Below are 24,074 nucleotides of genomic sequence, written 5' to 3'. Positions count from 1 at the left end.
TATGACGTATTCAGGTAAGGTGGATATTCAGCAGGTGATCGATGACAGTCGCTTTTCAGGATTTCACTGGCTTCTTATCGTGCTGGGTTTCCTGGTTCTGGCGATCGATGGTTTTGATACGGCGGCGATGGGCTACATTGCGCCTACGCTGTCGGCTGAATGGGGTATCCATAAACAGGATCTGGGGCCGGTGCTAAGTGCGGCGCTGCTGGGGCTGTCACTGGGCGCGCTGATCGCCGGTCCGGTGTCGGACAGAATGGGGCGTAAGCGCGTGCTGGTCTTTTCGTGTCTGTTCTTTGGTCTTGCAAGCCTGGGGGCCGCCTGGGCGCAAACCCTTAACACCCTGACGCTATGGCGGTTTCTGACGGGGCTGGGTCTGGGGGCGGCAATGCCTAACGCTATCACGCTTATCTCAGAATTTGCCCCTCAGCGCTGTCGCGCCATGGCGATTAACACCATGTACTGCGGTTTCCCGCTGGGCGCGGCGGGCGGCGGAGCGATCTCCTCCTGGCTGATTCCTCATCATGGCTGGCGGAGCGTACTGCTGACCGGCGCGATTGCCCCGCTGATGTTAACGCTGCTGCTGGCGCTGTTTTTGCCAGAGTCGGTGAAATTTCTGGTGCAGCGCGGGAAAGACGTGATGCAGATCCGCCGCATCGCCAGCCGGTTCGCCCGCAGCACGCTGGACGGCGTGACCGGCTTTTTCCTGCAGGAGGAACGGGTCGCCTCTAAAAAAGGGAGCGTGGCGCAGCTGTTTTCCATGCCCTGGCTACCCGGCACCCTGATGCTGTGGGTGACCTATTTTATGGGGCTGGTGATTTATTACGTCCTGCTGAGCTGGATGCCGACGCTGATGCAGGGGATGGGTTATGCTCTGACGGAATCCGCCTGGCTGACGTCACTGTTCACCTTTGGCGGTACCGCAGGCATTCTGCTCGCAGGCTGGATGATGGACCGCTGGGAGGCGCACAAAGTGGTCGCAGGAGGATTTGTCCTGACCATGGGGCTGATCCTGCTGCTTGGCCTTGAGCATAACCATATCGTCCTGTTTGGCGCCTTGATATTCCTGATGGGGATCGCGATGAACGGTGCGCAATCGGGCATGCAAACCCTGGCCGCCACCTTTTACCCCACCGAATGTCGCGCGACGGGCATCGCCTGGATGCAGGGGATCGGCCGTTTTGGCGGCGTGGCGGGCACCATGACCAGCGCGCAACTGCTTTCGCTGCAGTGGCAGGCAGACAGTATTTTAATGATCCTCAGCCTGCCTGCACTGGTCGCTGCGGGGGCCACCGTCTATAAAATGCTGCGCTGTCGCCTGCAGGAACCCGGCGTCGCGTAGTCCCTCTCTTTTCTGCTATTCTGCCCCCGCAATTAAGGGGGCAGTATGCTTAACATCGTTTTATTCGAACCAGAAATTCCGCCAAATACCGGCAATATTATTCGCCTGTGTGCCAACACCGGTTTTCGCCTGCATATCATTGAGCCGATGGGCTTTACGTGGGACGACAAACGTCTGCGCCGCGCAGGGCTGGATTATCATGAATTTACCGCCGTGGTGCGCCACCCTGATTACGCCGCGTTTCTGGAAAGCGAAAAGCCGCAGCGCATGTTCGCCCTGACCACTAAAGGGACGCCCGCACACAGCGCCGTGAGCTATCAGGAGGGTGACTATCTGATGTTTGGCCCGGAAACGCGCGGCCTGCCCGCCACAATCCTTGATGCCCTGCCCGCTGAGCAGAAAATCCGTATTCCGATGATGCCGGACAGCCGCAGCATGAACCTGTCGAACGCAGTGTCGGTGGTGGTCTATGAAGCATGGCGCCAGCTTGGGTATCCGGGCGCCATTCTAAGGTAGGCCCGGTAAGCGCAGCGCCACCGGGCAAAATCTCAGATGCCGTCACCGTACTCGAAGGTATGGTGAATGCCGTTGAAGTGCTGGTCCATATCCATGGACGGTTTATCGCTGTCGGGTTTGCCGACGATGCGCGCCGGCACGCCAGCGGCGGTGGTATGCGGCGGCACAGGCTGCAGCACGACAGACCCCGCGCCAATTTTCGCGCCGCGCCCCACTTCAATATTGCCGAGGATCTTGGCGCCCGCGCCAATCATCACCCCTTCACGAATTTTCGGATGGCGATCGCCGCTGGTTTTACCGGTACCGCCCAGAGTAACCGACTGCAGGATCGAGACGTCATCTTCAATGACCGCCGTTTCACCGACAACAATGCCGGTGGCATGGTCGAGCATGATCCCGCGGCCAATTTTCGCGGCCGGGTGAATATCCACCTGGAAGGTTACGGAAACCTGGTTTTGCAGGAAAATAGCCAGCGCGCGGCGGCCTTCATTCCATAACCAGTGGCCGATGCGGTAAGCCTGCAGGGCGTGGAAGCCTTTCAGGTACAGCAGCGGCGTAGAATATTTGTCGACGGCAGGGTCACGGGTGCGCACGGCCTGGATATCGCAGGCGGCAGAGGCGATCATCTCCGGGTCAGCGGCGTAAGCTTCTTCCACCACTTCACGAATGGCGATGGCGGGCATGATCGAGGATGCCAGCTTGTTGGCAAGCATATAGCTCAGGGCGCTGCCGAGGTTTTCGTGCTTGAGTAACGTTGCATGGTAGAAACTGGCCAGCATCGGCTCACAGTCGGCCAACGCCCGGGCTTCGGCTTTAATATTATTCCAGACGATATCCAGTTCTTCACACGGCATTGCTAACTCCAGACGATAGTATAATGACCAGCCAGTTCTGCGCTGGCTGGGTCATTCAGGTGATAACGGTTCCGACTAGTTACTGCTGCGCTCGTCCTTGCGCGCACGACCTAATAAGGTCAATGCTGCCTCGCGCGCATTTTTTCCGCAATACAATACCTGATAAATTTCCTCGGTTATTGGCATTTCGACACCAAACCGGTGCGCCAATTCGCGAACTTCTTTGGTATTGCGGTAGCCTTCAACCACCTGACCAATCTTCTCCTGCGCGGCTTTCACATCGCTGCCCTGTCCGAGCATCATGCCAAAGCGGCGGTTACGGGACTGATTGTCGGTACAGGTCAACACCAGATCGCCTAAGCCCGCCATCCCCATAAAGGTGGCCGGATCGGCACCCAGCGCTTCGCCAAGGCGGGACATCTCGGTTAAGCCGCGGGTGATCAGCGCCGTACGTGCGTTGGCACCGAAACCAATGCCGTCGGACATGCCGGCACCAATCGCAATCACGTTCTTCACCGCCCCACCCAGCTGTACGCCGATAAAATCGGGGTTGCTGTAGACGCGGAAGCTCTTGCCGCAGTGCAGCAGTTGTTGCAGATCGTCGGAGAAGGTCTGATCGGTTGATGCCAGCGAAATCGCCGTTGGCAGGCCAGCGGCCAGCTCTTTGGCAAAGGTCGGACCCGAAATCACCGCCAGCGGGATGTCATCACCCAGCGCTTCACGGGCAACATCCTGCAGCAGGCGTCCGGTTTCGGCTTCCAGCCCTTTCGTCGCCCACACAATGCGTGCATCCGGGCGCATCAGCGGCTTAATCTGACGCAGCACCTCACCGAATACATGGCTCGGGACGACAATCAGAATGTTGCGGCTGGCCGCCAGCGCGGTCGCAAGGTCGCTTTCCAGATGCAGGGAGTCAGGGAACGGAACGTCCGGGAGAAACGCCACGTTGCAGCGGTCGCGCTGCAGCGTCGCGATATGTTTTGGGTCGTGGCCCCACAGGACCACCTCGTGACCATTTCTTGCCAGCGTGATGGCAAGAGCGGTGCCGTATGAGCCGGCACCGATCACAGTCATTGACGCATTAACAGTGCTCATCAGGCATCCTGATGTTGTTCAGCACCTTCGCCAGCCTGCTGCTGCAGATAGTTCATGAACAGCGCATCAAAGTTAACTGGCGCAAGGTTCAGTTGCGGGAATGTACCGCGAGAAACCAGGCTGGTGATGCATTCACGCGCATACGGGAACAGAATGTTCGGGCAGTATGCACCCAGGCAATGCGCCATCTGGTTACCTTCGATACCGCCGATGGAGAAGATCCCCCCCTGCTGTACTTCACACAGGAAAGCCGTCTCTTCGCCCAGAGAGGCGGTCACGGTCACACGCAGTACGACTTCATACACGTCATCAGCCAACTGGGTTGATGCGGTATCCAGATCAAGTTTAACCTCTGGCTGCCAGTCTTTCTGGAAAACGTGCGGCGCATTTGGCGCTTCGAAAGAGACATCCTTGGTGTAGATACGCTGGATCTGGAAAGTCATTTCGGTGTTGTTTTGTTCTGACATGGAAAAACCCTTTTTAATTGTCCTAAAGTCTCTTAGCTCAGCAGGGGATCGAGTCCACCACGGGCGTCGAGCGCATACAAGTCATCACAGCCGCCAATGTGCTGCGCATCAATAAAAATCTGCGGAACCGTTGTGCGACCACTACGTTGAATCATCTCTTCGCGTTTAATCGCGTCACCGTCGATAGGCAGTTCCTGGAACGTGACGCCTTTGCTGTTCAGCAGCGCTTTCGCACGATGGCAGAACGGGCAGGTCGCTTTGGTGTAGATCTCAATATTGGCCATCACTGAACTCCTTATTTACCGCGCACCAAAGGAAGGTTTTCCCCGCTCCAGCCGGAAATGCCTTCTTTCAGCACAGATACGTTTTCGAAGCCTGCTTTATGCAGCAGGCTGGCGGATTCCTGCGCCTGCATGCCGGTACCGTCAACAACGATAATCGGCTGGGCTTTATGCTTCTCAAGCTCGCCCACGTTATTCGCTTTGATTTCAGCAGGCAGCAGGTTAATCGCACCCGCAATGTGCCCTTTACGGAAATCGTCACGCTGACGCAGATCGACTACGACGGCATCTTCTTTGTTAATCAGACGCGTCGCTTCACCACGGGTGATAACCTTAATCTTAGACGTCAGACCCTTAAATGTGGTGAACAGCACAGCGGCCAGCAGGCCAATCCACGCGATGCTCAGAACCGGATGGCGGCTAACGAATTGCATAATTTCTTGCATGGAGGGTAACTACTCCCGACTTAGTGATTAAAAAAACCAGGACAGGAGTATACCTGTGCGTTGTGGCAAATACAGCCAGCGACCCTAACCTAATCCATTTTCTGCGGCATGCCACCTAAAAAAATGCCTCAAAATGGTCTGAGAAGCACCTTGCCCTTACGCTTTCTTTGATCTTCTGCGGCTATTTGATCGATTCAGCTGTAGTAAAATTACGCAAATTTTGACTCTTGAGCATGAGGTTGTCGCAATGTCGGTTTCTAAAAAACCTATGGTACTGGTGATTCTGGATGGCTATGGCTACCGTGAAGACAGCCAGGATAACGCTATTTTCACCGCCAAAACCCCCGTCATGGATGCGCTGTGGGCAAAACGTCCACATACGCTGATTGACGCGTCTGGCCTGGAAGTGGGCCTGCCGGATCGCCAGATGGGCAACTCCGAAGTGGGTCACGTTAACCTGGGCGCCGGACGTATTGTGTATCAGGACCTGACGCGTCTGGACGTTGAAATCAAAGAACGCACCTTCTTCGCCAACCCAACGCTGTGCGATGCCGTCGATAACGCCGTTGCCGCTGGCAAGGCCGTACATATCATGGGTCTGCTCTCTGCAGGCGGCGTTCACAGTCATGAAGATCACATCATGGCGATGGTTGAACTGGCCGCTGAGCGCGGTGCGGAAAAAATCTATCTGCACGCCTTCCTGGATGGCCGCGATACGCCACCACGTAGCGCAAAAGGCTCCCTGAAAGCCTTCGAAGACAAATTCGCCGCGCTGGGTAAAGGCCGCGTGGCCTCCATTATTGGTCGTTACTACGCCATGGACCGCGACAACCGCTGGGATCGCGTGGAACAGGCCTATGACCTGATGACCCTGGCAAAAGGTGAATTCCAGTTCGCGACCGCCGTTGAAGCGCTTGAAGCCGCCTACGCCCGTGATGAAAACGATGAATTCGTGAAAGCATCCGTGATTCGTGCTGAAGGCCAGGCGGATGCCGCGATGGAAGATGGCGACGCGCTGATCTTCATGAACTTCCGTGCTGACCGCGCGCGTGAAATTACCCGTGCGTTTGTCAACAGCGACTTCGACGGGTTTGCCCGTAAGAAAGTGGTGAACATTAACTTCATCCAGTTGACCGAATATGCCGCTGATATCAAGGCTCCATGCGCATATCCACCCGCTTCACTGGCGAATACCTTCGGTGAGTGGATGGCGAAGAATGATAAGACGCAGCTGCGTATCTCCGAAACCGAGAAATATGCGCACGTCACTTTCTTCTTTAACGGTGGTGTTGAAGAGCCGTTCCCTGGCGAAGAGCGCATTCTGATTAATTCCCCGAAAGTCGCCACCTACGATCTGCAGCCAGAGATGAGCTCTGCTGAGCTGACCGAAAAGCTGGTTGCGGCAATCGTTAGCGGCAAGTACGACACCATCATCTGTAACTATCCGAATGGCGACATGGTGGGTCATACCGGGGTGATGGAAGCGGCAGTAAAAGCAGTTGAAGCGCTGGACCACTGCGTTGAGCAAGTCGCGAAAGCGGTTGAATCCGTTGGCGGCCAGCTGCTGATCACCGCGGATCACGGTAACGCTGAACAGATGCGCGACCCGGCGACTGGCCAGGCGCACACGGCTCACACCAACCTGCCCGTTCCGCTGATTTATGTCGGTGATAAATCACTGAAAGCAGTGGAAGGCGGCAAGCTTTCTGACATCGCGCCAACCATGTTGTCGCTGATGGGGATGCCGATCCCTGAAGAGATGACTGGTAAGCCGCTGTTCATCGTGGAATAATCGCTCCCCATGAGGGGAAAGGCGATTTTTTCAATCACATGGGTCGTGAAGCCGCTTAGGTTATCAGTCAGACCTCTGTTTTACGCCAGCGCACTCAGCGCTGGCGTATTGCTGTGCGCCGCATCCGCCCACGCGGATGACCGCGACCAGCTGAAATCCATTCAGGCCGATATCGCCGCCAAAGAGCGTGCGGTACGCCAGCAGCAGCAGCAGCGTGCCGCCCTGCTCGCCCAGCTTAAGCAGCAGGAAGAGGCCATCTCTGCCGCCACGCGTAAACTCCGTGAAACGCAAAACACCCTTGCCCAGTTGAATAAGCAGATCGACGAGATGAACGCGTCGATTGCCAGACTGGAGCGGCAGCGCGATGCGCAGGAGCGCAACCTTGCCGCACAGCTTGATGCCGCATTCCGCCAGGGTGAACACACCGGTCTGCAACTGATCCTCAGCGGTGAAGAGAGCCAGCGCGGCCAGCGCCTGCAGGCCTATTTCGGCTACCTGAACCAGGCGCGTCAGGAGACTATCGCGCAGCTGAAGCAGACGCGCGAAGAGGTCACCACGCAAAAAGCCGAGCTGGAAGAGAAGCAGACCCAGCAGCAGACGCTGCTCTACGATCAGCAGGCCCAGCAGGCAAAACTTGAGCAGGCCCGCAACGAGCGTAAGAAAACCCTTTCCGGCCTTGAATCTTCCATTCAGGAAGGTCAGAGCCAACTGAGCGAAATGCGCGCCAACGAATCAAAACTGCGTAACAGCATCGCCCGTGCGGAAGCCGCGGCAAAAGCGCGCGCTGAAAAAGAGGCCCGCGAGGCGCAGGCCGTTCGCGACAAACAGCAGGAAGCGTCCCGTAAAGGGACGACCTACAAGCCAAGCGAAAGCGAACGTTCCCTGATGTCACGTACCGGCGGCCTGGGCTCGCCTCGCGGTCAGGCTTACTGGCCCGTTCGTGGTTCAATTCTGCATCGCTATGGCGAACAGTTGCAGGGTGAGCTACGTTGGAAAGGGATAGTTATCGGTGCGTCTGAAGGTAGCGGAGTGAAAGCCATCGCTGATGGCCGCGTGATTCTGGCCGACTGGCTGCAGGGTTACGGGCTGGTGGTCGTGGTCGAACACGGTAAAGGCGATATGAGTCTTTACGGCTACAACCAGAGCGCGCTGGTCAGCGTCGGCACACAGGTACGCGCGGGCCAACCCATCGCCCTTGTGGGCAGCAGTGGCGGTCAGGGCCGCCCGTCACTCTATTTCGAAATTCGTCGTCAGGGTCAGGCGGTCAATCCACAGCCGTGGTTGGGAAGATAAGTTTTGCTTCAATTTCGTCGCATTGTTCTCTCCGTCGTCAGCGCACTGGCGCTGGCTGCACCGGTATATGCAGGTAAACTCGCCATTGTGATTGATGACTTCGGTTATCGTCCACACTATGAAAATCAGGTGCTGGCGATGCCGTCAGCCATCTCTGTTGCCGTCCTTCCGAATGCGCCCCACGCGCGTGAGATGGCGACTAAAGCCCATAACGCCGGGCATCAGGTCCTCATCCATCTGCCGATGGCACCGCTCAGCAAGCAGCCGCTGGAAAAAGACACCCTGCGCCCGGATATGAGCAGCGATGAGATCGAGCGCATCATCCGCGACGCATACAACAAAGTGCCGTATGCCGTAGGGTTGAACAACCATATGGGCAGCGCGATGACCTCGAGCCTGTACGGGATGCTTAAAGTGATGCAGGCGCTGGAGCGCTACAACCTCTATTTCCTCGACAGCATGACCATCGGCAACAGTCAGGCGATGCGTGCGGCACAGGGAACGGGCGTCAAAGTCATTAAGCGTAAAGTGTTCCTGGATGATACCCAGAACGAAGCCGATATCCGCATGCAGTTTAATCGCGCGGTGCAGCTGGCCCGCCGCAATGGCTCGGCCATTGCCATCGGTCACCCGCACCCATCTACCGTTCGCGTTCTGCAACAAATGCTGCCGACGTTACCTTCCGATATCACGCTGGTGCGCCCGAGCGATCTGCTGAACGAGCCGCAGGTGGATACCTCTACGCCGAATTCTGCACAGCCCGCGCCGACAGCGCCGCGTAATCCGTTCCGCGGCGTGAAGCGCTGCGTGCTGAAGCAGCCGCCTGAACCGGTCTACGCGACTCGCTTCTTCTCTGTCATTGGTGACAGCATCAGCAACAGTACGCTGGTAAAATACGTCCAGCAGCAGTGGCAGGGATGGGGAAAAAAAGCGTGATTGCCTGACGCTTATTTTGCCGTCTGAGAGTCCGTATGCTCTTTCGCAACGGGCTCTTTTTTCTCCTGATGCTGATACCAGGATTTGAAATACTTCAAAAAGCTGTAGGCGGTGGCATAGAGTCCTGTCACCACGCCGACTTTGCCCTGACGCCAGGCACCGCTAAACAGATACCATTTGAAAAACGCCCCGATCGCACTGATTATGCCGCGTCCAATTGAGGGCCGGACAGGCTGGTATTTCACCAGACGGGTGGTGTAACTGTTCAGCTTGTTGAACACTTCATGCAGGTTATAAAACGTGTCGTGGCGCACCCGTCCCGGCATTTTTACTGCAATAACCTTACCTTCAACTTTGTCGTCCACCGGACGGTGGTTAAAACGGGCCTGGGTACGATTAAACAACCGTACCGGGAAATCGGGAGAGGAGACGGGGTAAATGGTGCGTACCTCTTCACCCAGCACATGCCAGTATCGGGCGATGCGCCAGGCGCGATCGGCGGAAGGTTCATCCCCGGCTTTCAGTGCCAGAATAAAATCGACCGTTTCGGCATCCAGGATCTCATCACTGTCCATACACAACACCCAGTCATTGCTCGCCAGATCAACGGCATAATTCATCTGCGCACCGTGCATGGCATAGGGGTGATGGTGGATAGAAAGTCCATATTCGCGACAAATATCCAGCGTGGTATCCGTGCTGCCGGAGTCCACAACGACAATTTCATCTGCCACCGTTAACAGTGGAGGGATAACCTCGCGCAATAAACGCGCAGAATTACAGGTCAATAAACAAACGGTGAGCTTGAACATAGGCACTGTAAAGGTAAACGGATAATCAACAAACTTTATAAGTGTGTGGGTAAAAAAGCGAAGAAAAAATCAAAATATTCTGATTGCGGATGTCAGAAACGTGAAGAGGACGTAAAAAAGCGCCCGAAGGCGCTTTCTCTGTTAATCCCAGCTCAGGATCACTTTCCCGGACTGACCGGAACGCATTGCGTCAAAGCCCTGCTGGAACTCATCAATGGAGAATCGATGAGTGATAATCGGGGACAGATCCAGACCAGACTGGATCAGCGCCGCCATCTTGTACCAGGTTTCAAACATCTCACGGCCATAGATGCCTTTGATGAACAGCCCCTTGAAGATGACTTTGTTCCAGTCGATAGACATATCCGACGGCGGAATACCCAGCATCGCGATGCGGCCACCGTGGTTCATGGTATCCAGCATCGTGCGGAACGCCGGTGGCGCACCGGACATCTCCAGACCCACGTCAAAACCTTCGGTCATGCCCAGCTCTTCCATCACGTCGGTCAGGCTCTCTTTCGAGACATCCACCGCGCGGGTCACGCCCATTTTGCGCGCCAGCGACAGACGATATTCATTCACGTCAGTAATCACGACATTACGTGCCCCAACGTGCTTCGCCACCGCCGCGGCCATAATGCCGATTGGGCCCGCGCCGGAGACCAGCACGTCCTCACCAACCAGATCGAAGGAGAGCGCGGTGTGTACCGCGTTACCGAACGGGTCGAAGATGGAGGCCAGATCGTCAGAAATGTTGTCCGGAATTTTGAACGCGTTAAAGGCCGGGATCACCAGGTATTCTGCGAAACAGCCCGGGCGGTTCACGCCCACGCCGATGGTATTACGGCACAGGTGGGTACGCCCACCGCGGCAGTTACGGCAGTGACCGCAGGTGATATGGCCTTCACCGGAGACACGGTCACCAATTTTGAAGCCTTTTACTTCCTGACCGATACCCACCACTTCGCCAACGTATTCATGGCCGACAACCATCGGTACCGGAATGGTTTTCTGTGACCACTGGTCCCAGTTATAGATGTGAACGTCAGTACCGCAGATAGCCGTTTTACGAATTTTGATCAGCAGATCGTTATGACCGACTTCCGGTTCCGGCACGTCGGTCATCCAAATCCCTTCTTCCGCTTTCAGTTTGGATAACGCTTTCATCTTACGTCCTCAGGCAATGACGCCCAGCTGTTTGCCGATGCGGGTGAAGGCTTCCACCGCACGTTCAATTTGTTCAGGCGTATGCGCCGCAGACATCTGGGTGCGGATACGCGCCTGACCTTTTGGCACCACCGGGAAGAAGAACCCGGTGACGTAAATCCCTTCTTTTTGCAGTTCACGGGCAAAGTTCTGCGCGATGACCGCATCGCCCAGCATGACCGGAATGATCGCGTGGTCAGCACCGGCAAGCGTAAAGCCTGCTGCGCTCATCTTTTCGCGGAACAGACGAGCGTTGGACCACAGGCGATCGCGCAGTTCGGCTCCGGATTCCACCATCTCCAGCACTTTGATGGAGGCAGACACAATAGCCGGCGCCAGGGAGTTGGAGAACAGGTACGGACGGGAGCGCTGACGCAGCCACTCAACCACCTCTTTACGCGCAGCGGTATAGCCGCCGGACGCGCCGCCGAGCGCTTTTCCCAGCGTACCGGTGATGATGTCCACGCGGCCCATCACGTCGCAGTATTCGTGGGAGCCACGGCCGTTTTCGCCGACAAAACCGACCGCGTGAGAATCATCGACCATCACCAGCGCGTCATATTTGTCCGCCAGGTCACACACGCCCTTCAGGTTGGCGATCACACCGTCCATCGAGAACACGCCGTCGGTGGCGATCAGCACATGACGAGCGCCCGCTTCGCGCGCCTCTTTCAGGCGCGCTTCCAGCTCAACCATGTCGTTATTGGCATAGCGGTAGCGCTTCGCTTTGCACAGGCGCACGCCGTCAATGATGGACGCGTGGTTCAGGGCGTCGGAGATAATGGCATCTTCTGCGCCAAGCAGGGTCTCAAACAGACCGCCGTTAGCGTCGAAGCAGGAGGAGTACAGAATGGCGTCTTCCATACCTAAGAAGTTCGCCAGCTTTTTCTCAAGCTGCTTGTGGCTATCCTGGGTACCGCAGATAAAGCGTACGGAAGCCATGCCGAAACCGTGGGTATCCATGCCGTTTTTCGCCGCGGCAATCAGCTCAGGGTGATTCGCAAGACCTAAGTAGTTGTTCGCACAAAAGTTGATCACATGGCTGCCATCGGCAACGGTGATGTCCGCCTGCTGGGCAGACGTGATAATACGCTCTTCCTTGAACAACCCTTCCGCACGTGCGGTGTCGAGGTCGCTGTTTAACTGTTTGTAAAAATCACCACGCATTGCAATTCTCCAGACTCGGCAAATTTCGGGACATATTACCCAAACCTATAGTTCATGACGAGATGACACATTATCTCTTGTCGTTTTTGCAGCATAAATCACGCGTACCCCTGCGCTGTGAAGGTGAATGGCTGAAGGGCAGCCATACTAATGATATGATAGAAACATTAGCGTCCGGGATTGTCCCCGGGCTTCACACTTCAAAGGTTACAGTTATGATCATCGTTACCGGCGGCGCGGGCTTTATCGGCAGCAATATTGTTAAGGCTCTCAATGACAAAGGCATCACCGACATCCTGGTGGTTGACAACCTGAAAGACGGCACCAAGTTCGTCAACCTGGTGGATCTGAACATCGCTGATTATATGGATAAGGAAGACTTCCTTATCCAGATTATGGCAGGGGAAGAGTTCGGCGAGATCGAAGCCATCTTCCACGAAGGTGCCTGCTCATCCACCACCGAGTGGGACGGCAAGTACATGATGGACAACAACTATCAGTACTCCAAAGAGATTCTGCACTACTGCCTCGAGCGTGAAATTCCGTTCCTGTACGCCTCTTCTGCGGCAACCTACGGCGGGCGCACCTCGGACTTCATCGAGTCCCGCGAATATGAGCAGCCGCTGAACGTCTACGGTTACTCTAAATTCCTGTTCGACGAATACGTGCGTCAGGTCCTGCCAGAAGCGAACTCCCAGATTGTCGGCTTCCGCTACTTCAACGTCTACGGGCCGCGCGAAGGTCACAAAGGCAGCATGGCAAGCGTGGCCTTCCACCTGAACACCCAGCTGAATAACGGCGAAAGTCCGAAACTGTTCGAAGGCAGCGACGGCTTTAAGCGTGACTTCGTCTACGTGGGCGACGTGGCCGCCGTAAACCTGTGGTTCTGGGAGAACGGCGTGTCCGGCATCTTCAACCTGGGAACTGGCCGTGCGGAGTCCTTCCAGGCGGTGGCTGACGCCACGCTGGCGTACCACAAAAAAGGCAGCATTGAGTACATTCCGTTCCCGGACAAGCTCAAAGGCCGCTACCAGGCGTTCACCCAGGCGGATCTCACTAACCTGCGTAAAGCGGGCTATGACAAACCGTTCAAAACCGTTGCCGAAGGCGTAACGGAGTATATGGCCTGGCTGAACCGCGACGCGTAAGTATGAGAATTCTGGTGATCGGCCCGTCATGGGTGGGCGACATGATGATGTCGCAAAGTCTCTATCGCACGCTCAAGGCGCGCTATCCCCAGGCGATAATCGACGTGATGGCACCCGCGTGGTGCCGTCCGCTGTTATCGCGCATGCCGGAAGTGAATGACGCCATTCCGATGCCGCTCGGCCACGGGGCGCTGGAAATTGGCGAACGCCGTAAACTCGGCCACAGCCTGCGCGAGAAGCGCTATGACCGCGCGTATGTCCTGCCAAACTCCTTTAAATCCGCCCTGGTGCCTTTCTTTGCAGGCATCCCGCACCGCACCGGCTGGCGCGGTGAAATGCGCTACGGCCTGCTGAACGACGCACGCGTGCTGGATAAAGAGGCCTGGCCGCTGATGGTGGAGCGCTATGTGGCGCTGGCCTATGACAAAGGGGTCATGCGCAGCGCGAAAGATCTGCCGCAGCCGCTGCTCTGGCCACAGCTTCAGGTTAACGAGGGTGAAAAATCCCACACCTGCAACGCGTTTGGTCTTTCGTCGGAACGTCCGATGATTGGCTTCTGCCCAGGCGCCGAGTTTGGCCCGGCAAAACGCTGGCCGCACTATCACTATGCGGAGCTGGCGAAACAGCTGATTGACGAAGGCTACCAGATTGTCCTGTTCGGTTCGGCAAAAGACCACGAGGCGGGCAACGAAATCCTCGCGACGCTCAGTACCGAGCAACAGGCGTGGTGCCGTAACCTGGCGGGAGAAACCCAGCTTGAGCAGGCGGTGATCCTGATTGCCGCCTGTAAAGCCGTGGTCACCAACGACTCCGGGTTGATGCACGTCGCTGCTGCGCTCAACCGCCCGCTGGTTGCGCTGTATGGCCCAAGCAGCCCGGACTTCACGCCACCGCTTTCGCATAAAGCGCGTGTTATTCGGTTGATAACGGGCTATCACAAAGTGCGCAAAGGCGATGCAGCAGAAGGCTATCACCAGAGCCTGATCGACATTACCCCGCAGCGCGTTCTTGAAGAGCTTAACGAACTGCTGTTGAGCGAAGAAGGATAACGGATGCGGGTACTGATCGTTAAAACGTCGTCGATGGGCGATGTGCTGCACACGCTGCCGTCACTGACGGACGCCATGCAGGCCATACCGGGCATTCGTTTTGACTGGGTGGTGGAAGAGGGCTTCGCGCAGATCCCCACCTGGCACGAAGCGGTCGACCGCGCGATCCCGGTGGCGATTCGTCGCTGGCGCAAAGCGTGGTTCTCCGCGCCGATTAAAGCCGAACGCAAGGCCTTCCGCGAGGCGGTACAGGCGCAGCGTTATGATGCCATCATCGACGCCCAGGGGCTGGTCAAAAGCGCCGCGCTGGTGACGCGACTGGCACACGGCATAAAGCACGGCATGGACTGGCAGACCGCCCGCGAACCGCTGGCGAGCCTGTTCTATAACCGCCGTCACCACATTGCAAAACAACAACATGCCGTCGAACGAACCCGCGAGCTGTTTGCAAAAAGCCTCGGTTATGCCAAACCGGAAACCCAGGGTGATTACGCCATTTCGCAGCACTTCCTTCATAGTTCGCAGCAAGAAGGCGCACCGTATTTGATTTTTCTGCATGCGACGACCCGCGACGACAAACACTGGCCGGAGGCGCACTGGCGCGAACTGATCGGCCTGCTGGGGAGTGCGGGGTTACGTATCAAACTCCCGTGGGGCGCTCCCCATGAAGAAGCGCGCGCCAAACGCCTGGCGGCAGGGTTTGATTATGTGGACGTTCTGCCGCGCATGAAACTGGATGGCGTCGCCCGGGCGCTGGCCGGCGCTACGGCAGTGGTCTCCGTGGATACGGGCCTCAGCCACCTGACGGCGGCGCTGGATCGACCTAATATTACGCTTTACGGCCCAACGGACCCGGGCCTTATCGGCGGCTATGGAAAAAATCAATATATCTGCCGCCCGGAACACTCATCGCAGCTGAGCGACCTCAGCGCCGCTGCGGTATTTGCGCAATTAGAGCCTTTGCTGGCAGCAGAGAGAGCTTATGTCTGATTTTTTCTCAGCGGAGCGTCCACCCAGGCGCGTACTGATCGTTAAATTACGTCACCACGGTGACGTGCTACTGACTTCGCCGGTGTTCACCGTATTGAAAAAGAACTGGCCGAACGTGGAAGTCGATGCGCTGGTCTATGACGACACGCAGGCGATGCTGACCAGCCATCCGCATATCGACCAGGTCCATACCATTGGGCGCAACTGGCGCAAGAAGGGCTGGTTTGAACAATTCCGCCTCTACCGCACGCTGCTCGCTACCCTGAAAGGCCGTCAGTATGACGTACTGATTAACCTGACCGAACACTGGCACGGCGCGCGTCTGGCGCGTCGCCTGAAACCGCGCGTCTCCGTCGGCTTCAAACCGGATAAACGCAGCGGTCTTGCACGTCGTCGCTGGGTGAAATCATTTACCACGCTCTACCCGGCGATCCAGGACAACAGCCGCCATATGGTGGAGGTCAATCTGGACGCCCTGCGCCGGATCGGCATTCATCCGCAGTCCGACGAAGACAAACACACGCTGTTTGTCCCCGGCGACGCGGCGGAAGCCTCCGTTGCTGAAAAGCTGGCCGGTTTTGGACTCACGAGTAAATCCTACATTCTGGTTCACCCGACCTCGCGCTGGATGTTTAAGGCCTGGGATATCAACAAGCTGGCAGCGACCATTGATAACCTGGCGGCGCGCGGCCTGCCGATTATCCTCTCCGCCGCGCCGTCAAAAGAAGAGAAGGCCTATATGGACGCGCTGCGCGCTGCGCTCACCCAGCCGGTCTTTGATTTAAGCGGTCAGTTGAACCTGAAAGAGCTGGGCGCGCTCATGAAGCACGCGCGGGTGTACTTCGGTGTCGATTCTATGCCGATGCACCTTGCAAGCGCCGTCGGTACGCCAACCGTCGCCATCTTTGGCCCTACCGGTGCCATCAAGTGGGCGCCGTGGGGGGTGAACTACCGTGTGATTGTCGCCGGGTTCACCTGCCAGCCGTGCGGCAAAGCGGGCTGCGGAGACAGCGGTGTCTCAGACTGCATCACCGCAATCACCCCGCAGCAGGTGCTGAGCGCCATCGATACGATGCTCCTGGAAACGGAAACCCCTGCATGAAGCTGGCGATTGTCCGACAGACCTACAACCCCAACGGTGGCGCAGAACGTTTCGTCTCGCGCGCGCTGAACGTGCTGGCGCAGGATACGTCGCTTGATGTCACGCTGATTGCCCGCCAGTGGGAGGATGCTGCAGGCTGGAAAACGCTGACGGTCAATCCGCCGTTTCGTAATCGCATCGCCCGTGAGTCCGGTTTTGCCACCGAAGCTGCCGCGCATTTTGCGCAGTTTGATATTGTGCAAAGCCACGAACGCATACCGGGAGCGACCATCTTTCGGGCGGGCGACGGGGTTCACGCCACCTGGCTTGAGCAATATGGCCGCATTCTGTCGCCGCTGGCGCGCTGGGCTCAGTCGCTCAGCCGGTACCACCGCTACATCCTGCAGGCTGAGGCGCAGATGTTTACCCATCCGCAGCTGCGCAAGGTGATCTGTAATTCGAAGATGGTGCGTGATGATATCGCCCGTCGCTTCGGACTGCCGGACGACAAGCTGACGGTGATCTATAACGGCGTCGACACCGTTCAGTTTAGTCCTGAGGTCCGTGCCCTTTCGCAGCGCGATGCGCTGGGTATTCCCCGTAATGCACCGGTGCTGGCGTATGTTGGGTCGGGCTTCAGCCGTAAAGGCGTCGCTACCGCGCTGCGTGCTATTGTGGCGCATCCTGACGTCTGGCTGCTGGTTGCCGGACGCGATAAACATGCCCGGAAGTTTGAAAAACTGGCGCAGACATTGGGTGTTTCCTCACGCGTGACATTCCTGGGGCCGGTGGCCAACGTGCGTGAAGTGTATGGCACGGCGGATGCGCTTATCCTGCCGACGCTCTACGATCCCTTCCCGAACGTCTGCGTGGAAGCGCTGGCCTGCGGTTTACCGCTGCTTACCAGCCACGGCTGCGGAGCGGCAGAGTGGATTATCGAGGGTAAAAACGGCTGGGTGCGTGATGCGCTGGACAGTGAAGGCTACCAGCAGGCCATCTCGCTGTGGCTAAAAGGCCGGGAACAGGGTGTTGATTACTCCGCCGCTGCGCGTGCAACTGCCGAGCCCTTCACCCTGGACAGAATGGCGAAAGAGCTACAGGCGCTTTATCGTGATTTGCTGCGCTGAACCGCATCAGAGAAGACTTTCTCCATCGCGTCCAGCATACATTCCCTGGTAAAGTGCGTGCTCAGGTAGTCATATCCCTGTTGCGCGAGCGTCTCGCGAAGGGCTGAGTCGTCATAGAGTTGCAGAATGGCATCGTGCAGTGCGTTTTCGTCGCGCTGCGCGATGAGCAATCCCGTTTGCCCGTTAATCACCGCATCCCCCGTTCCACCCGCATCCGTCGCAATGGTCGCAACGCGGCTGGCTAACGATTGCAGCACGCCTTGCGGGACACCTTCCATATCGTGCGAAGGGCTGAGCGCAATATCAAATGCCGGGAACCAGCGTTCCGGATCGGATTGATGCCCCGCCATGACTACGCGCTGCTGTAACCCCAGGGCGGTGATTTCCTGCTCCAGCGTCGCTTTGTGCGGGCCTTCGCCAACAATCGCCAGCCTGATCTGCGGATTGTTGATTTTCGCTAGGGCGCGCAGCAGTACGCTATGGCCTTTGTTCGGGCGCAAATGCGATACCACGCCCAGCCAGAAATCATCCTGAGACAAACCACAATGAGCCCGGGCCTGGTGCTTATCTCCCGGATGGAAACGCTGCGTATCAACGCCGCTTGGCACCGACGTGCTCTGGGACATCGGCACGCCAATATTTGCCACCTGATGGCGCAGCGCCTCCCCGGTGGTCACGATATGCGTGCAGGCCGTGCGAAACAGCCAGCGGGTCGTCCAGTTGTTACGCGGTACGCCGGACGCATGACGGGTTCTCACCAGCGGTACGGGACTGGAGAGCGTCAAATTCGCCAGCGCCACCAGCCAGGTATCGGCAGAGTTATGGCTGTTAATGACGTCAATTGACTGTCGGTTATCCTTCAGCCAGCGACGCAGCAACTGCAGGTTTTTAAGGTTCTTACGCTTCAACGGCATAGTGACCACCGTTAACCCGGCATTGCGCGCCAGGGCGTGCAGCGGCGCGGTTTCCGGACACAGGAGAGTCACCTGATGGCCACGCTGAATCATCCCTAGCGATTCGTTAATAATGCGCAAAGGCTGTCCGCCTTTGCCGCCGTCTGCTTCAGTGTGAACAATATGCATACATTTCCTGTCGTTAAGCTGAAAGCGCTGTTCAGACTGCCGATTATATACGTGGGTATTACGGTAATGCACAGGCGGATTAATCTTGCTTACAAACATTGTCCTTCTGTAGTTATGGCTTCTGTGGTAATTTTCTCAGGCTTTTATTCCATTCGAAATCAGTGGAATTTGCGCATGGCATTGTTAACTAACCGGTATTAACGCCGAGATCCTTTACCAGTACCAAAATTATGACAAATACTCGTAACATCCTGACAGGTCTTTTAGTCCTGTCTGTACTGGCTTTATGTTTTATCTGGCCAATCCCAAACGATCAGCTCCCTTTTCATCGTAACGGTCTGATTTATCCTAATATTGTGGTGGCGCTCGGTCTTTTCTTTAGCTCTTCCGTGGCGAGAAAAGCGCTGGACTTAAACAAAATTAAGTTCGTGCTTATTGTGCTGTGGGCCTTAACTTTCTTTATCCTGATTAACGGCTTTTTTGTCGCGCCAGATATTAAAGAAATGGTATCGACCTGGGATGGTCAGTGGTTACGTCCGGTATTGCTTTTCTGTGCGGGGCTGGTGTTATTACCGGTGATTCAGGAGCGCTTCCCCTCTTTATCGGCTGCCCGTTTCTTTACTCTCGTCGTCCTTTTTTTCTGGGGCGTCGTCTGTATTCACCTGCTTGATACCGCCTGGCTTTACTGGCGAGACGGCGTGATCCACTGGGGCGAAACGCGGATTGTTTATAACCGCACGCGCATGAGCTTCCAGGTCAATATGATCACCGGTTTCCTGCTTGCCGAACTGCTTGCGCGCGGTCTGCTGCATCAGCGTTTCTTACGCCTGAAGACATCGTTCCTCGCCTTTATGCTGCTGTGTAACCTTGTCTGCACTGCGTTAGTTGATACCCGCTGGGGAACGATCGGCCTGGTCGGCAGCCTGTTCTCCACCTTCATTCTGCTCAGCCTGCACAGTATGCGTCGCAGTCGCGTGGTGCTCACAGGCGCTATTCTTGTGAGCATCATTATCGCTTCCGCGCTTCTGGGCTATGCCTCCTTTAAAACCGATCCGCGCTGGCAAAGCCTGGAAGATGATGCGGTAACAGGCTGGAACGCGCCCTTCACCAGCTTTTGCTACAACAAAACTAACGGAACGGTACCGAGGAACGACCTGGGCCGACCAATGAACCACTCCAACGGGTGCCGCGCCAGCTTCTTCCATCAGGGCTGGAAACTGGTGGGTGAGCATCCTTCGGGAATGGGGCCCCGCAAGGAAGCCTTCCGCTACGTATTGCGTCGCGACACACAGGACAATCGCATTAATATCCCGCACAGCCACTATGGCCTGATTGAGTTTGGTATTCAGAACGGCGTTGCGGGCATCGCGGGCTGGCTGATTTTACTGGCAGGCTGCTGGTATATCGGCTGGCGTGAGTTCCGCCATGGTAACGCGATGGTGGGGATGTTCCTGCTGCTGTTTACGGTTGGCTTCTTCTCGCGAACCATGGTCGACCACAATCTGAAAGATCACTACCTGGAGCAATATATGCTGTTAACCGGGTTGCTGGTTGGGATGTGCGCATTACGCCCCGCTAAACAGACAGAAACAACCACCTGATCGCGTGTACCTTGCGCCGGGGGTCATAAATGCCGGCGCACAGGTATCCATCAGAACTCTTTTGCCTGCCGGCTGTCGAAAAGCCATTGTACGTTACTGTAAAGCTCGTCGGCCGCATCTCACCGCATGACATTACGGAGTAAGCATGTCTGGAACGCCTCAATTAAGCCTCGTTGTCGCCGTCTATAATGGCGAAAATTTCCTGAGCGCTTTTTTTGAAAGCATTAAGAAACAGAATCTGCCAGGTCTGGAACTTATTATTGTTAATGACGGTTCAACTGACGGTTCTGCAGATATCATCGCCCGCTACGCCAGTGAATTCAGTCTTTTTAAGGTTATTGACCAGCCTAATGGCGGTGTCTCCGCGGCCCGTAATACCGGTCTCGCCATGGCAACGGGCGATTACGTCGCGTTTCCGGATATTGATGATGTCATCTACCCGGGGATGTATCCGCGTTTGCTGGAAATTGCGCTTGCCGGGCAACTGGACGTCGCGACCTGCAACGGCACCTATATTTATGATGACGGACGCCCGTCGAAGAAGATCTTCCCTTCAGATAAACTCGCGTCAACAGGCGTACTGGACGGCCCAACCTGGCTGCAGATGGCGCTCGAATCCCGCAAGTTCCTGCACGTGACATGGCTGAATATCTATCGACACGCCTTTATTAAAGAGCAGGGTTTTCGCTTTGAACACGGCCTGCGTCATCAGGATATCCCCTGGACGACGGAAGTGCTGCTCACCGCCAGACGCGTGCAGTATATTGATGAGGTCTATTACGATTACCTGATCCACTCCGCTTCCGTTTCCCATACCCCAGGCACGGACGATACGCGTATGCGTTCCTCGCGCCACTATATGAAGATTCTGGAGATGCTGGACGCTATCAATAAGCGCTATCCGGAACAGGTGAAACGCGTGCCGGCCTGCCACTGGCAAATCGCCAAAGAGGGTCTGGGGATCCTGCACAGCATTAACAACATTGACGATATGGCCAAAAAACGCGAGATCACCCGTGAGCTTTTCGACCGCGGTATCTGGACCCTGATCTGGCAAAATGCGCGCGGCCTCCGCCAACGGTGGCGTCTGGGACGTCGCTACTTCCGTCTTAAAAAAATTCTTGGCTAACGGAAATTATGAGCAAACTTAAATTACACGCGGTCTCCCGCGCGGATTTCATCGCTAAAAACTACGCAGATTTCCAGACCCTTCTGGATAACCATGTCAATCCTGACGATATTCCGGAGCGATTTTATTGTGGCGGCCGCGGTGGCTGGACGTTCCAGACCACACTGGCGCTGAAGCACTATTATGGTGACGCAATCGAGTGTTCGTTTGGCTCTGAATGCAGGCCCGATGCCATTAACCTGATGCATAACGACGACTTTGGCTCTCGCGTGAAGCCGTGGCGTGGCTTCACCGTGGTCGCACGTGCGGACCGTCCTCCCGTTATTGGCGCCGATGTTGTCGTCGACCAGAACCCGGAAGTGGATAACCATAACAACCGTATCTTCGTTCCCTACTGGCCACAGCCGGGCGTGAAACCCCGTGAGCGCACCGACGAGACCATCAAAACCGTCGCGTTCTTTGGCCGTGTGGACAGTTTCCCGGACGAATACCGCGAAGGGAATTTTAAGCAACGTCTTGCCGAACAAGGTATTGAGCTCCGCATCTCGTTCGATAACTGGACAAACTACCAGGACGTGGACGTGTGCATCAGCTTCCGCAAATCGCACGACCACAAACTGGCGCGTAAGCCTGCCAGTAAGCTCATTAACAACTGGCTGGGCAAAACAGTGATGGTTTGCGACGACGAGCCCTCTTACCGTGCAATCCGCGAGAGTGAGCTGGACTACCTGATCGCCAAAACCCCTGATGAAGCCTTCGATGCAATTATGCGGCTGAAAAACTCCCCTGAACTGTATCGTCAGATGCGCGAGCAGGGTGAAAAACGTCTCCAGGTCTATTCCCGCGAAGCGGTCGCTGCACGCTGGTACGCCCTGTTTGAGGATATCTGGCGTAAAGGATTGCACAATCGCCCTACGGTGGTTCGCGCACTGCGCTTTGGCTTTGGTAAAGCCATTCGCCCGCTGACTAAAAAGTTCTGATCGGAATAGAGTCCTTCCATGTTTAAAACAACTTCATCCTCTTCGTTTACCCCACGCAGTAATCTGTTGCGTACCCTGGGGTTGACGCTGGCATTCCTGCTGCTGTTCTCGCTCTCAGAAATCATCATTCTGCTGAAAGATCATGTCTATCAGCCGAAATCCGGTGATATCTCACTGTATCTGATCATCTCTCTGCTGGCTGCTGCCAGTGCGCGTTTCTTCCTGACTCGCCTGCTGCTGGCCGTCACGTTTATCGTGCAGATTTCGGAAGCGGTGTACTACCAGTTCTACGGTCAGTTCTATGGCCCAAGTGAAGTCTGGCTGGCGTTCGTGGAAACAAAAGACATTGCCAGCGGGATCACAGACAGTCTGGGTTCACTGGGCATCTACTTCGCCATCATGATTGTGGCCATCGTCTTTGCGCTGGTCTTTGCGCGTCGTCTGGCGCCGCTTTGGCACAAATGGATTGCGCTTCCTTGCCTGCTTGCCATCGTCGTGATGTTTGTCGGCCAGTTCTACAAAGCGGTCGACGGGCAGATGTACAAATTCAACCCAGACCTGCGCCACTCCCTGCTGCGTAACGGCCTGTCTGCGATGAGCTTCAGCGCTATTCGCCTGATCCCGGAAGCGATGTCGGGTGAAAACCAGAATCTGACCCATTACGACCCTTACCAGGTCACCCCTGTTGCGGGAACGCACGCCGGTAAATACTCCATTATTCTGGCGATTGGTGAGAGCCTTAACCCGCACCACGTCAGCGCCCTGGGCTACGAGCGAGATACCACACCAGAGCTGAAAGCGCTGCTGCAGCAATATCAGGGTACAGGCCGACTGATTGTCTCCAACGCGGTGTCCACGCGAGTGGCCATTCCAATGCTGGTGAACAACCTGCGTGAACCGGATAACTACGGGGCCTATAAATCTAAATCCACCAATATCTTTGCCAACGCGAAGAAACAGGGTTATCAGACCGCCTTTATCTCTGCTCAGGGGCTGGAAGGTCTCAGTAACTGGATTGGCATCCATGACATCGATTTATGGGAAGATACGCAGATCCGTCCGGCGCCAGATGTCGGTGCTGACGTTGTCCTGACGCCATCCGTGGAAAAGGCCACGCTGGACTGGAACAAGCCGTTCCTGATGGTGCTCAACAGCCGTGCTCCACATATCCCGTACGAGCGTAATATCCCGCAGGGCTTCGCGAAGTTCTCTACGCCGCGTCTGAGTGATGATGTGGCGCAGAAGAAAAATGAGTATGACGATGCGGTCCGCCTGTATGACAAAGAACTCGCGTCCGCGATTCGCACCGCGCTGGCAAAATCCAAACTGCCGGTGCTGGTGTTTATCACCTCCGATCACGGGGAACGCGTGGGCGATAACGGTCTGTTTGGCCACTCGGTTGTAGAAATGCCAATTGCTCAGGTACCGTTCCTGTACTTCAGTAACGATCCGGAGTACGCCATGAAGAACATCAGCCCGCAAATGCCGCTGAACCATTACCAGGTGGCGACGCTTATCAACAAGATGCTGGGTTATGACGTCAGCAACCCTAACCAAAAAGATGACAGCTTCTTCATCACCGGCGGTGATATCCGCGGCCTGTCGGAGCGCGTAACCTACCATCTGAATGCGCTTCCCGAAGCGGAGCGTTAATCTGAAGCATCATAAACGGGCAAGCGA

At 56.2% G+C, this 24,074-nt stretch carries 23 protein-coding genes; 14 read left to right on the top strand and 9 right to left on the bottom strand.

Features of this window, described 5'->3' with window-relative positions; translation table 11 throughout:
• Position 1: 1 nt before the first annotated feature.
• Together C1N69_RS00640 and trmL are read left to right on the top strand one after the other, a co-directional pair.
• Complete coding sequence (locus C1N69_RS00640; protein WP_047957462.1) at positions 2-1,342, top strand: MFS transporter; 1,341 nt, start codon at positions 2-4, stop codon at positions 1,340-1,342.
• A 45-nt stretch (positions 1,343-1,387) separates the two neighbouring features.
• Positions 1,388-1,858, top strand: coding sequence for a tRNA (uridine(34)/cytosine(34)/5-carboxymethylaminomethyluridine(34)-2'-O)-methyltransferase TrmL (gene trmL / locus C1N69_RS00635; protein WP_025758428.1), 471 nt, complete (start codon positions 1,388-1,390; stop codon positions 1,856-1,858).
• A 32-nt stretch (positions 1,859-1,890) separates the two neighbouring features.
• On the opposite strand, the gene cysE is transcribed toward trmL, so the two are convergent.
• The 5 genes from cysE to C1N69_RS00610 all read right to left on the bottom strand — a co-directional run bounded on the left by cysE (position 1,891) and on the right by C1N69_RS00610 (position 5,001).
• Entirely contained in the window at positions 1,891-2,712 is an 822-nt protein-coding gene (gene cysE, locus C1N69_RS00630; RefSeq protein WP_008502718.1) for a serine O-acetyltransferase, read from the bottom strand.
• A gap of 75 nt (positions 2,713-2,787) precedes the next feature.
• A complete protein-coding gene (gene gpsA, locus C1N69_RS00625; protein WP_025758430.1) occupies positions 2,788-3,807 on the bottom strand; it encodes an NAD(P)H-dependent glycerol-3-phosphate dehydrogenase in 1,020 nt (339 codons plus the stop codon).
• Positions 3,807-4,274: a protein-export chaperone SecB gene (secB, locus tag C1N69_RS00620; RefSeq protein WP_003860835.1), complete on the bottom strand. Its 468-nt coding sequence runs from the start codon at positions 4,272-4,274 to the stop codon at positions 3,807-3,809. Before secB ends, gpsA begins: the two co-directional genes overlap by 1 nt.
• 32 nt (positions 4,275-4,306) lie before the next feature.
• Positions 4,307-4,558: a glutaredoxin 3 gene (gene grxC / locus C1N69_RS00615; protein WP_010426371.1), complete on the bottom strand. Its 252-nt coding sequence runs from the start codon at positions 4,556-4,558 to the stop codon at positions 4,307-4,309.
• Between the two features lie 11 nt (positions 4,559-4,569).
• Positions 4,570-5,001, bottom strand: coding sequence for a rhodanese-like domain-containing protein (locus tag C1N69_RS00610; RefSeq protein ID WP_013094920.1), 432 nt, complete (start codon positions 4,999-5,001; stop codon positions 4,570-4,572).
• Between the two features lie 247 nt (positions 5,002-5,248).
• Here C1N69_RS00610 and gpmM point away from each other — a divergent pair, with 247 nt between their 5' ends.
• The 3 genes from gpmM to C1N69_RS00595 are packed head-to-tail and all read left to right on the top strand — an operon-like array spanning position 5,249 to position 9,022.
• Positions 5,249-6,793 (top strand): 2,3-bisphosphoglycerate-independent phosphoglycerate mutase, encoded by a 1,545-nt coding sequence (gene gpmM, locus C1N69_RS00605; protein WP_059386604.1) that lies wholly within the window; start codon positions 5,249-5,251, stop codon positions 6,791-6,793.
• A 33-nt stretch (positions 6,794-6,826) separates the two neighbouring features.
• The gene (gene envC / locus C1N69_RS00600; protein WP_244956332.1) at positions 6,827-8,086 is read left to right on the top strand and encodes a murein hydrolase activator EnvC; all 1,260 of its coding nucleotides are present in this window, start codon (positions 6,827-6,829) and stop codon (positions 8,084-8,086) included.
• Positions 8,087-8,089: 3 nt separating this feature from the next.
• On the top strand, positions 8,090-9,022 hold the full coding sequence (locus C1N69_RS00595) for a divergent polysaccharide deacetylase family protein (RefSeq protein WP_047957459.1): 933 nt from the start codon (positions 8,090-8,092) through the stop codon (positions 9,020-9,022).
• Positions 9,023-9,033: 11 nt separating this feature from the next.
• Here C1N69_RS00595 and C1N69_RS00590 read toward each other — a convergent pair whose 3' ends face one another.
• From C1N69_RS00590 to kbl, 3 genes are all read right to left on the bottom strand, one after another.
• On the bottom strand, positions 9,034-9,834 hold the full coding sequence (locus C1N69_RS00590; protein ID WP_095452069.1) for a glycosyltransferase family 2 protein: 801 nt from the start codon (positions 9,832-9,834) through the stop codon (positions 9,034-9,036).
• Between the two features lie 141 nt (positions 9,835-9,975).
• A complete protein-coding gene (gene tdh, locus C1N69_RS00585; protein ID WP_021242426.1) occupies positions 9,976-11,001 on the bottom strand; it encodes an L-threonine 3-dehydrogenase in 1,026 nt (341 codons plus the stop codon).
• Between the two features lie 9 nt (positions 11,002-11,010).
• Positions 11,011-12,207, bottom strand: coding sequence for a glycine C-acetyltransferase (gene kbl / locus C1N69_RS00580; RefSeq protein ID WP_025758439.1), 1,197 nt, complete (start codon positions 12,205-12,207; stop codon positions 11,011-11,013).
• Positions 12,208-12,422: 215 nt separating this feature from the next.
• Between kbl and rfaD the strand changes: the two genes are divergently transcribed.
• Genes rfaD through C1N69_RS00555 form a run of 5 tightly spaced genes read left to right on the top strand, consistent with a single transcriptional unit; the run spans position 12,423 to position 17,602 of the window.
• A complete protein-coding gene (gene rfaD / locus C1N69_RS00575; protein ID WP_025758440.1) occupies positions 12,423-13,355 on the top strand; it encodes an ADP-glyceromanno-heptose 6-epimerase in 933 nt (310 codons plus the stop codon).
• Positions 13,356-13,357: 2 nt separating this feature from the next.
• Positions 13,358-14,404 (top strand): ADP-heptose--LPS heptosyltransferase RfaF, encoded by a 1,047-nt coding sequence (gene rfaF, locus C1N69_RS00570; RefSeq protein ID WP_025758441.1) that lies wholly within the window; start codon positions 13,358-13,360, stop codon positions 14,402-14,404.
• A gap of 3 nt (positions 14,405-14,407) precedes the next feature.
• Entirely contained in the window at positions 14,408-15,394 is a 987-nt protein-coding gene (gene rfaC, locus C1N69_RS00565; protein ID WP_155030513.1) for a lipopolysaccharide heptosyltransferase RfaC, read from the top strand.
• Positions 15,387-16,496 (top strand): putative lipopolysaccharide heptosyltransferase III, encoded by a 1,110-nt coding sequence (rfaQ, locus tag C1N69_RS00560; RefSeq protein WP_047957456.1) that lies wholly within the window; start codon positions 15,387-15,389, stop codon positions 16,494-16,496. The genes rfaC and rfaQ overlap by 8 nt, the downstream gene beginning before the upstream one ends.
• Positions 16,493-17,602 carry a glycosyltransferase family 4 protein gene (locus tag C1N69_RS00555; RefSeq protein ID WP_095441436.1) on the top strand — a complete coding sequence of 370 codons (1,110 nt, stop codon included), beginning with the start codon at positions 16,493-16,495 and terminating at the stop codon, positions 17,600-17,602. Before rfaQ ends, C1N69_RS00555 begins: the two co-directional genes overlap by 4 nt.
• On the opposite strand, the gene C1N69_RS00550 is transcribed toward C1N69_RS00555, so the two are convergent.
• On the bottom strand, positions 17,581-18,684 hold the full coding sequence (locus C1N69_RS00550) for a glycosyltransferase family 4 protein (RefSeq protein WP_155030512.1): 1,104 nt from the start codon (positions 18,682-18,684) through the stop codon (positions 17,581-17,583). The genes C1N69_RS00555 and C1N69_RS00550 overlap by 22 nt on opposite strands.
• 230 nt (positions 18,685-18,914) lie before the next feature.
• Here C1N69_RS00550 and C1N69_RS00545 point away from each other — a divergent pair, with 230 nt between their 5' ends.
• From C1N69_RS00545 to C1N69_RS00530, 4 genes are all read left to right on the top strand, one after another.
• Positions 18,915-20,285: an O-antigen ligase family protein gene (locus C1N69_RS00545; RefSeq protein ID WP_155030511.1), complete on the top strand. Its 1,371-nt coding sequence runs from the start codon at positions 18,915-18,917 to the stop codon at positions 20,283-20,285.
• A 145-nt stretch (positions 20,286-20,430) separates the two neighbouring features.
• Positions 20,431-21,414 (top strand): glycosyltransferase, encoded by a 984-nt coding sequence (locus tag C1N69_RS00540; RefSeq protein ID WP_155030510.1) that lies wholly within the window; start codon positions 20,431-20,433, stop codon positions 21,412-21,414.
• An 8-nt stretch (positions 21,415-21,422) separates the two neighbouring features.
• Positions 21,423-22,394, top strand: a complete 972-nt coding sequence (locus C1N69_RS00535) for a glycosyltransferase (RefSeq protein ID WP_094918678.1) — start codon at positions 21,423-21,425, stop codon at positions 22,392-22,394.
• Positions 22,395-22,412: 18 nt separating this feature from the next.
• Entirely contained in the window at positions 22,413-24,047 is a 1,635-nt protein-coding gene (locus C1N69_RS00530) for a sulfatase-like hydrolase/transferase (RefSeq protein WP_094918677.1), read from the top strand.
• Positions 24,048-24,074 lie beyond the last annotated feature (27 nt).

The sequence above is a fragment of the Enterobacter sichuanensis genome (assembly GCF_009036245.1).
Lineage (GTDB): Bacteria > Pseudomonadota > Gammaproteobacteria > Enterobacterales > Enterobacteriaceae > Enterobacter > Enterobacter sichuanensis.
Note: the sequence above shows the minus strand (reverse complement) of the source record. Positions and strands in the feature narration are given on the sequence as shown.

Coding starts and splice junctions, on each gene's coding strand:
- trmL (WP_025758428.1), top strand. CDS start 1,388: ATGCTTAACATCGTTTTATTCGAACCAGAAATTCCGCCAAATACCGGC.
- C1N69_RS00530 (WP_094918677.1), top strand. CDS start 22,413: ATGTTTAAAACAACTTCATCCTCTTCGTTTACCCCACGCAGTAATCTG.
- grxC (WP_010426371.1), bottom strand. CDS start 4,558: ATGGCCAATATTGAGATCTACACCAAAGCGACCTGCCCGTTCTGCCAT.
- gpsA (WP_025758430.1), bottom strand. CDS start 3,807: ATGAGCACTGTTAATGCGTCAATGACTGTGATCGGTGCCGGCTCATAC.
- tdh (WP_021242426.1), bottom strand. CDS start 11,001: ATGAAAGCGTTATCCAAACTGAAAGCGGAAGAAGGGATTTGGATGACC.
- C1N69_RS00640 (WP_047957462.1), top strand. CDS start 2: ATGACGTATTCAGGTAAGGTGGATATTCAGCAGGTGATCGATGACAGT.
- rfaC (WP_155030513.1), top strand. CDS start 14,408: ATGCGGGTACTGATCGTTAAAACGTCGTCGATGGGCGATGTGCTGCAC.
- C1N69_RS00540 (WP_155030510.1), top strand. CDS start 20,431: ATGTCTGGAACGCCTCAATTAAGCCTCGTTGTCGCCGTCTATAATGGC.
- C1N69_RS00535 (WP_094918678.1), top strand. CDS start 21,423: ATGAGCAAACTTAAATTACACGCGGTCTCCCGCGCGGATTTCATCGCT.
- C1N69_RS00590 (WP_095452069.1), bottom strand. CDS start 9,834: ATGTTCAAGCTCACCGTTTGTTTATTGACCTGTAATTCTGCGCGTTTA.
- kbl (WP_025758439.1), bottom strand. CDS start 12,207: ATGCGTGGTGATTTTTACAAACAGTTAAACAGCGACCTCGACACCGCA.
- secB (WP_003860835.1), bottom strand. CDS start 4,274: ATGTCAGAACAAAACAACACCGAAATGACTTTCCAGATCCAGCGTATC.
- C1N69_RS00550 (WP_155030512.1), bottom strand. CDS start 18,684: ATGCATATTGTTCACACTGAAGCAGACGGCGGCAAAGGCGGACAGCCT.
- C1N69_RS00555 (WP_095441436.1), top strand. CDS start 16,493: ATGAAGCTGGCGATTGTCCGACAGACCTACAACCCCAACGGTGGCGCA.
- gpmM (WP_059386604.1), top strand. CDS start 5,249: ATGTCGGTTTCTAAAAAACCTATGGTACTGGTGATTCTGGATGGCTAT.
- cysE (WP_008502718.1), bottom strand. CDS start 2,712: ATGCCGTGTGAAGAACTGGATATCGTCTGGAATAATATTAAAGCCGAA.
- rfaF (WP_025758441.1), top strand. CDS start 13,358: ATGAGAATTCTGGTGATCGGCCCGTCATGGGTGGGCGACATGATGATG.
- rfaQ (WP_047957456.1), top strand. CDS start 15,387: ATGTCTGATTTTTTCTCAGCGGAGCGTCCACCCAGGCGCGTACTGATC.
- C1N69_RS00610 (WP_013094920.1), bottom strand. CDS start 5,001: ATGCAAGAAATTATGCAATTCGTTAGCCGCCATCCGGTTCTGAGCATC.
- rfaD (WP_025758440.1), top strand. CDS start 12,423: ATGATCATCGTTACCGGCGGCGCGGGCTTTATCGGCAGCAATATTGTT.
- C1N69_RS00545 (WP_155030511.1), top strand. CDS start 18,915: ATGACAAATACTCGTAACATCCTGACAGGTCTTTTAGTCCTGTCTGTA.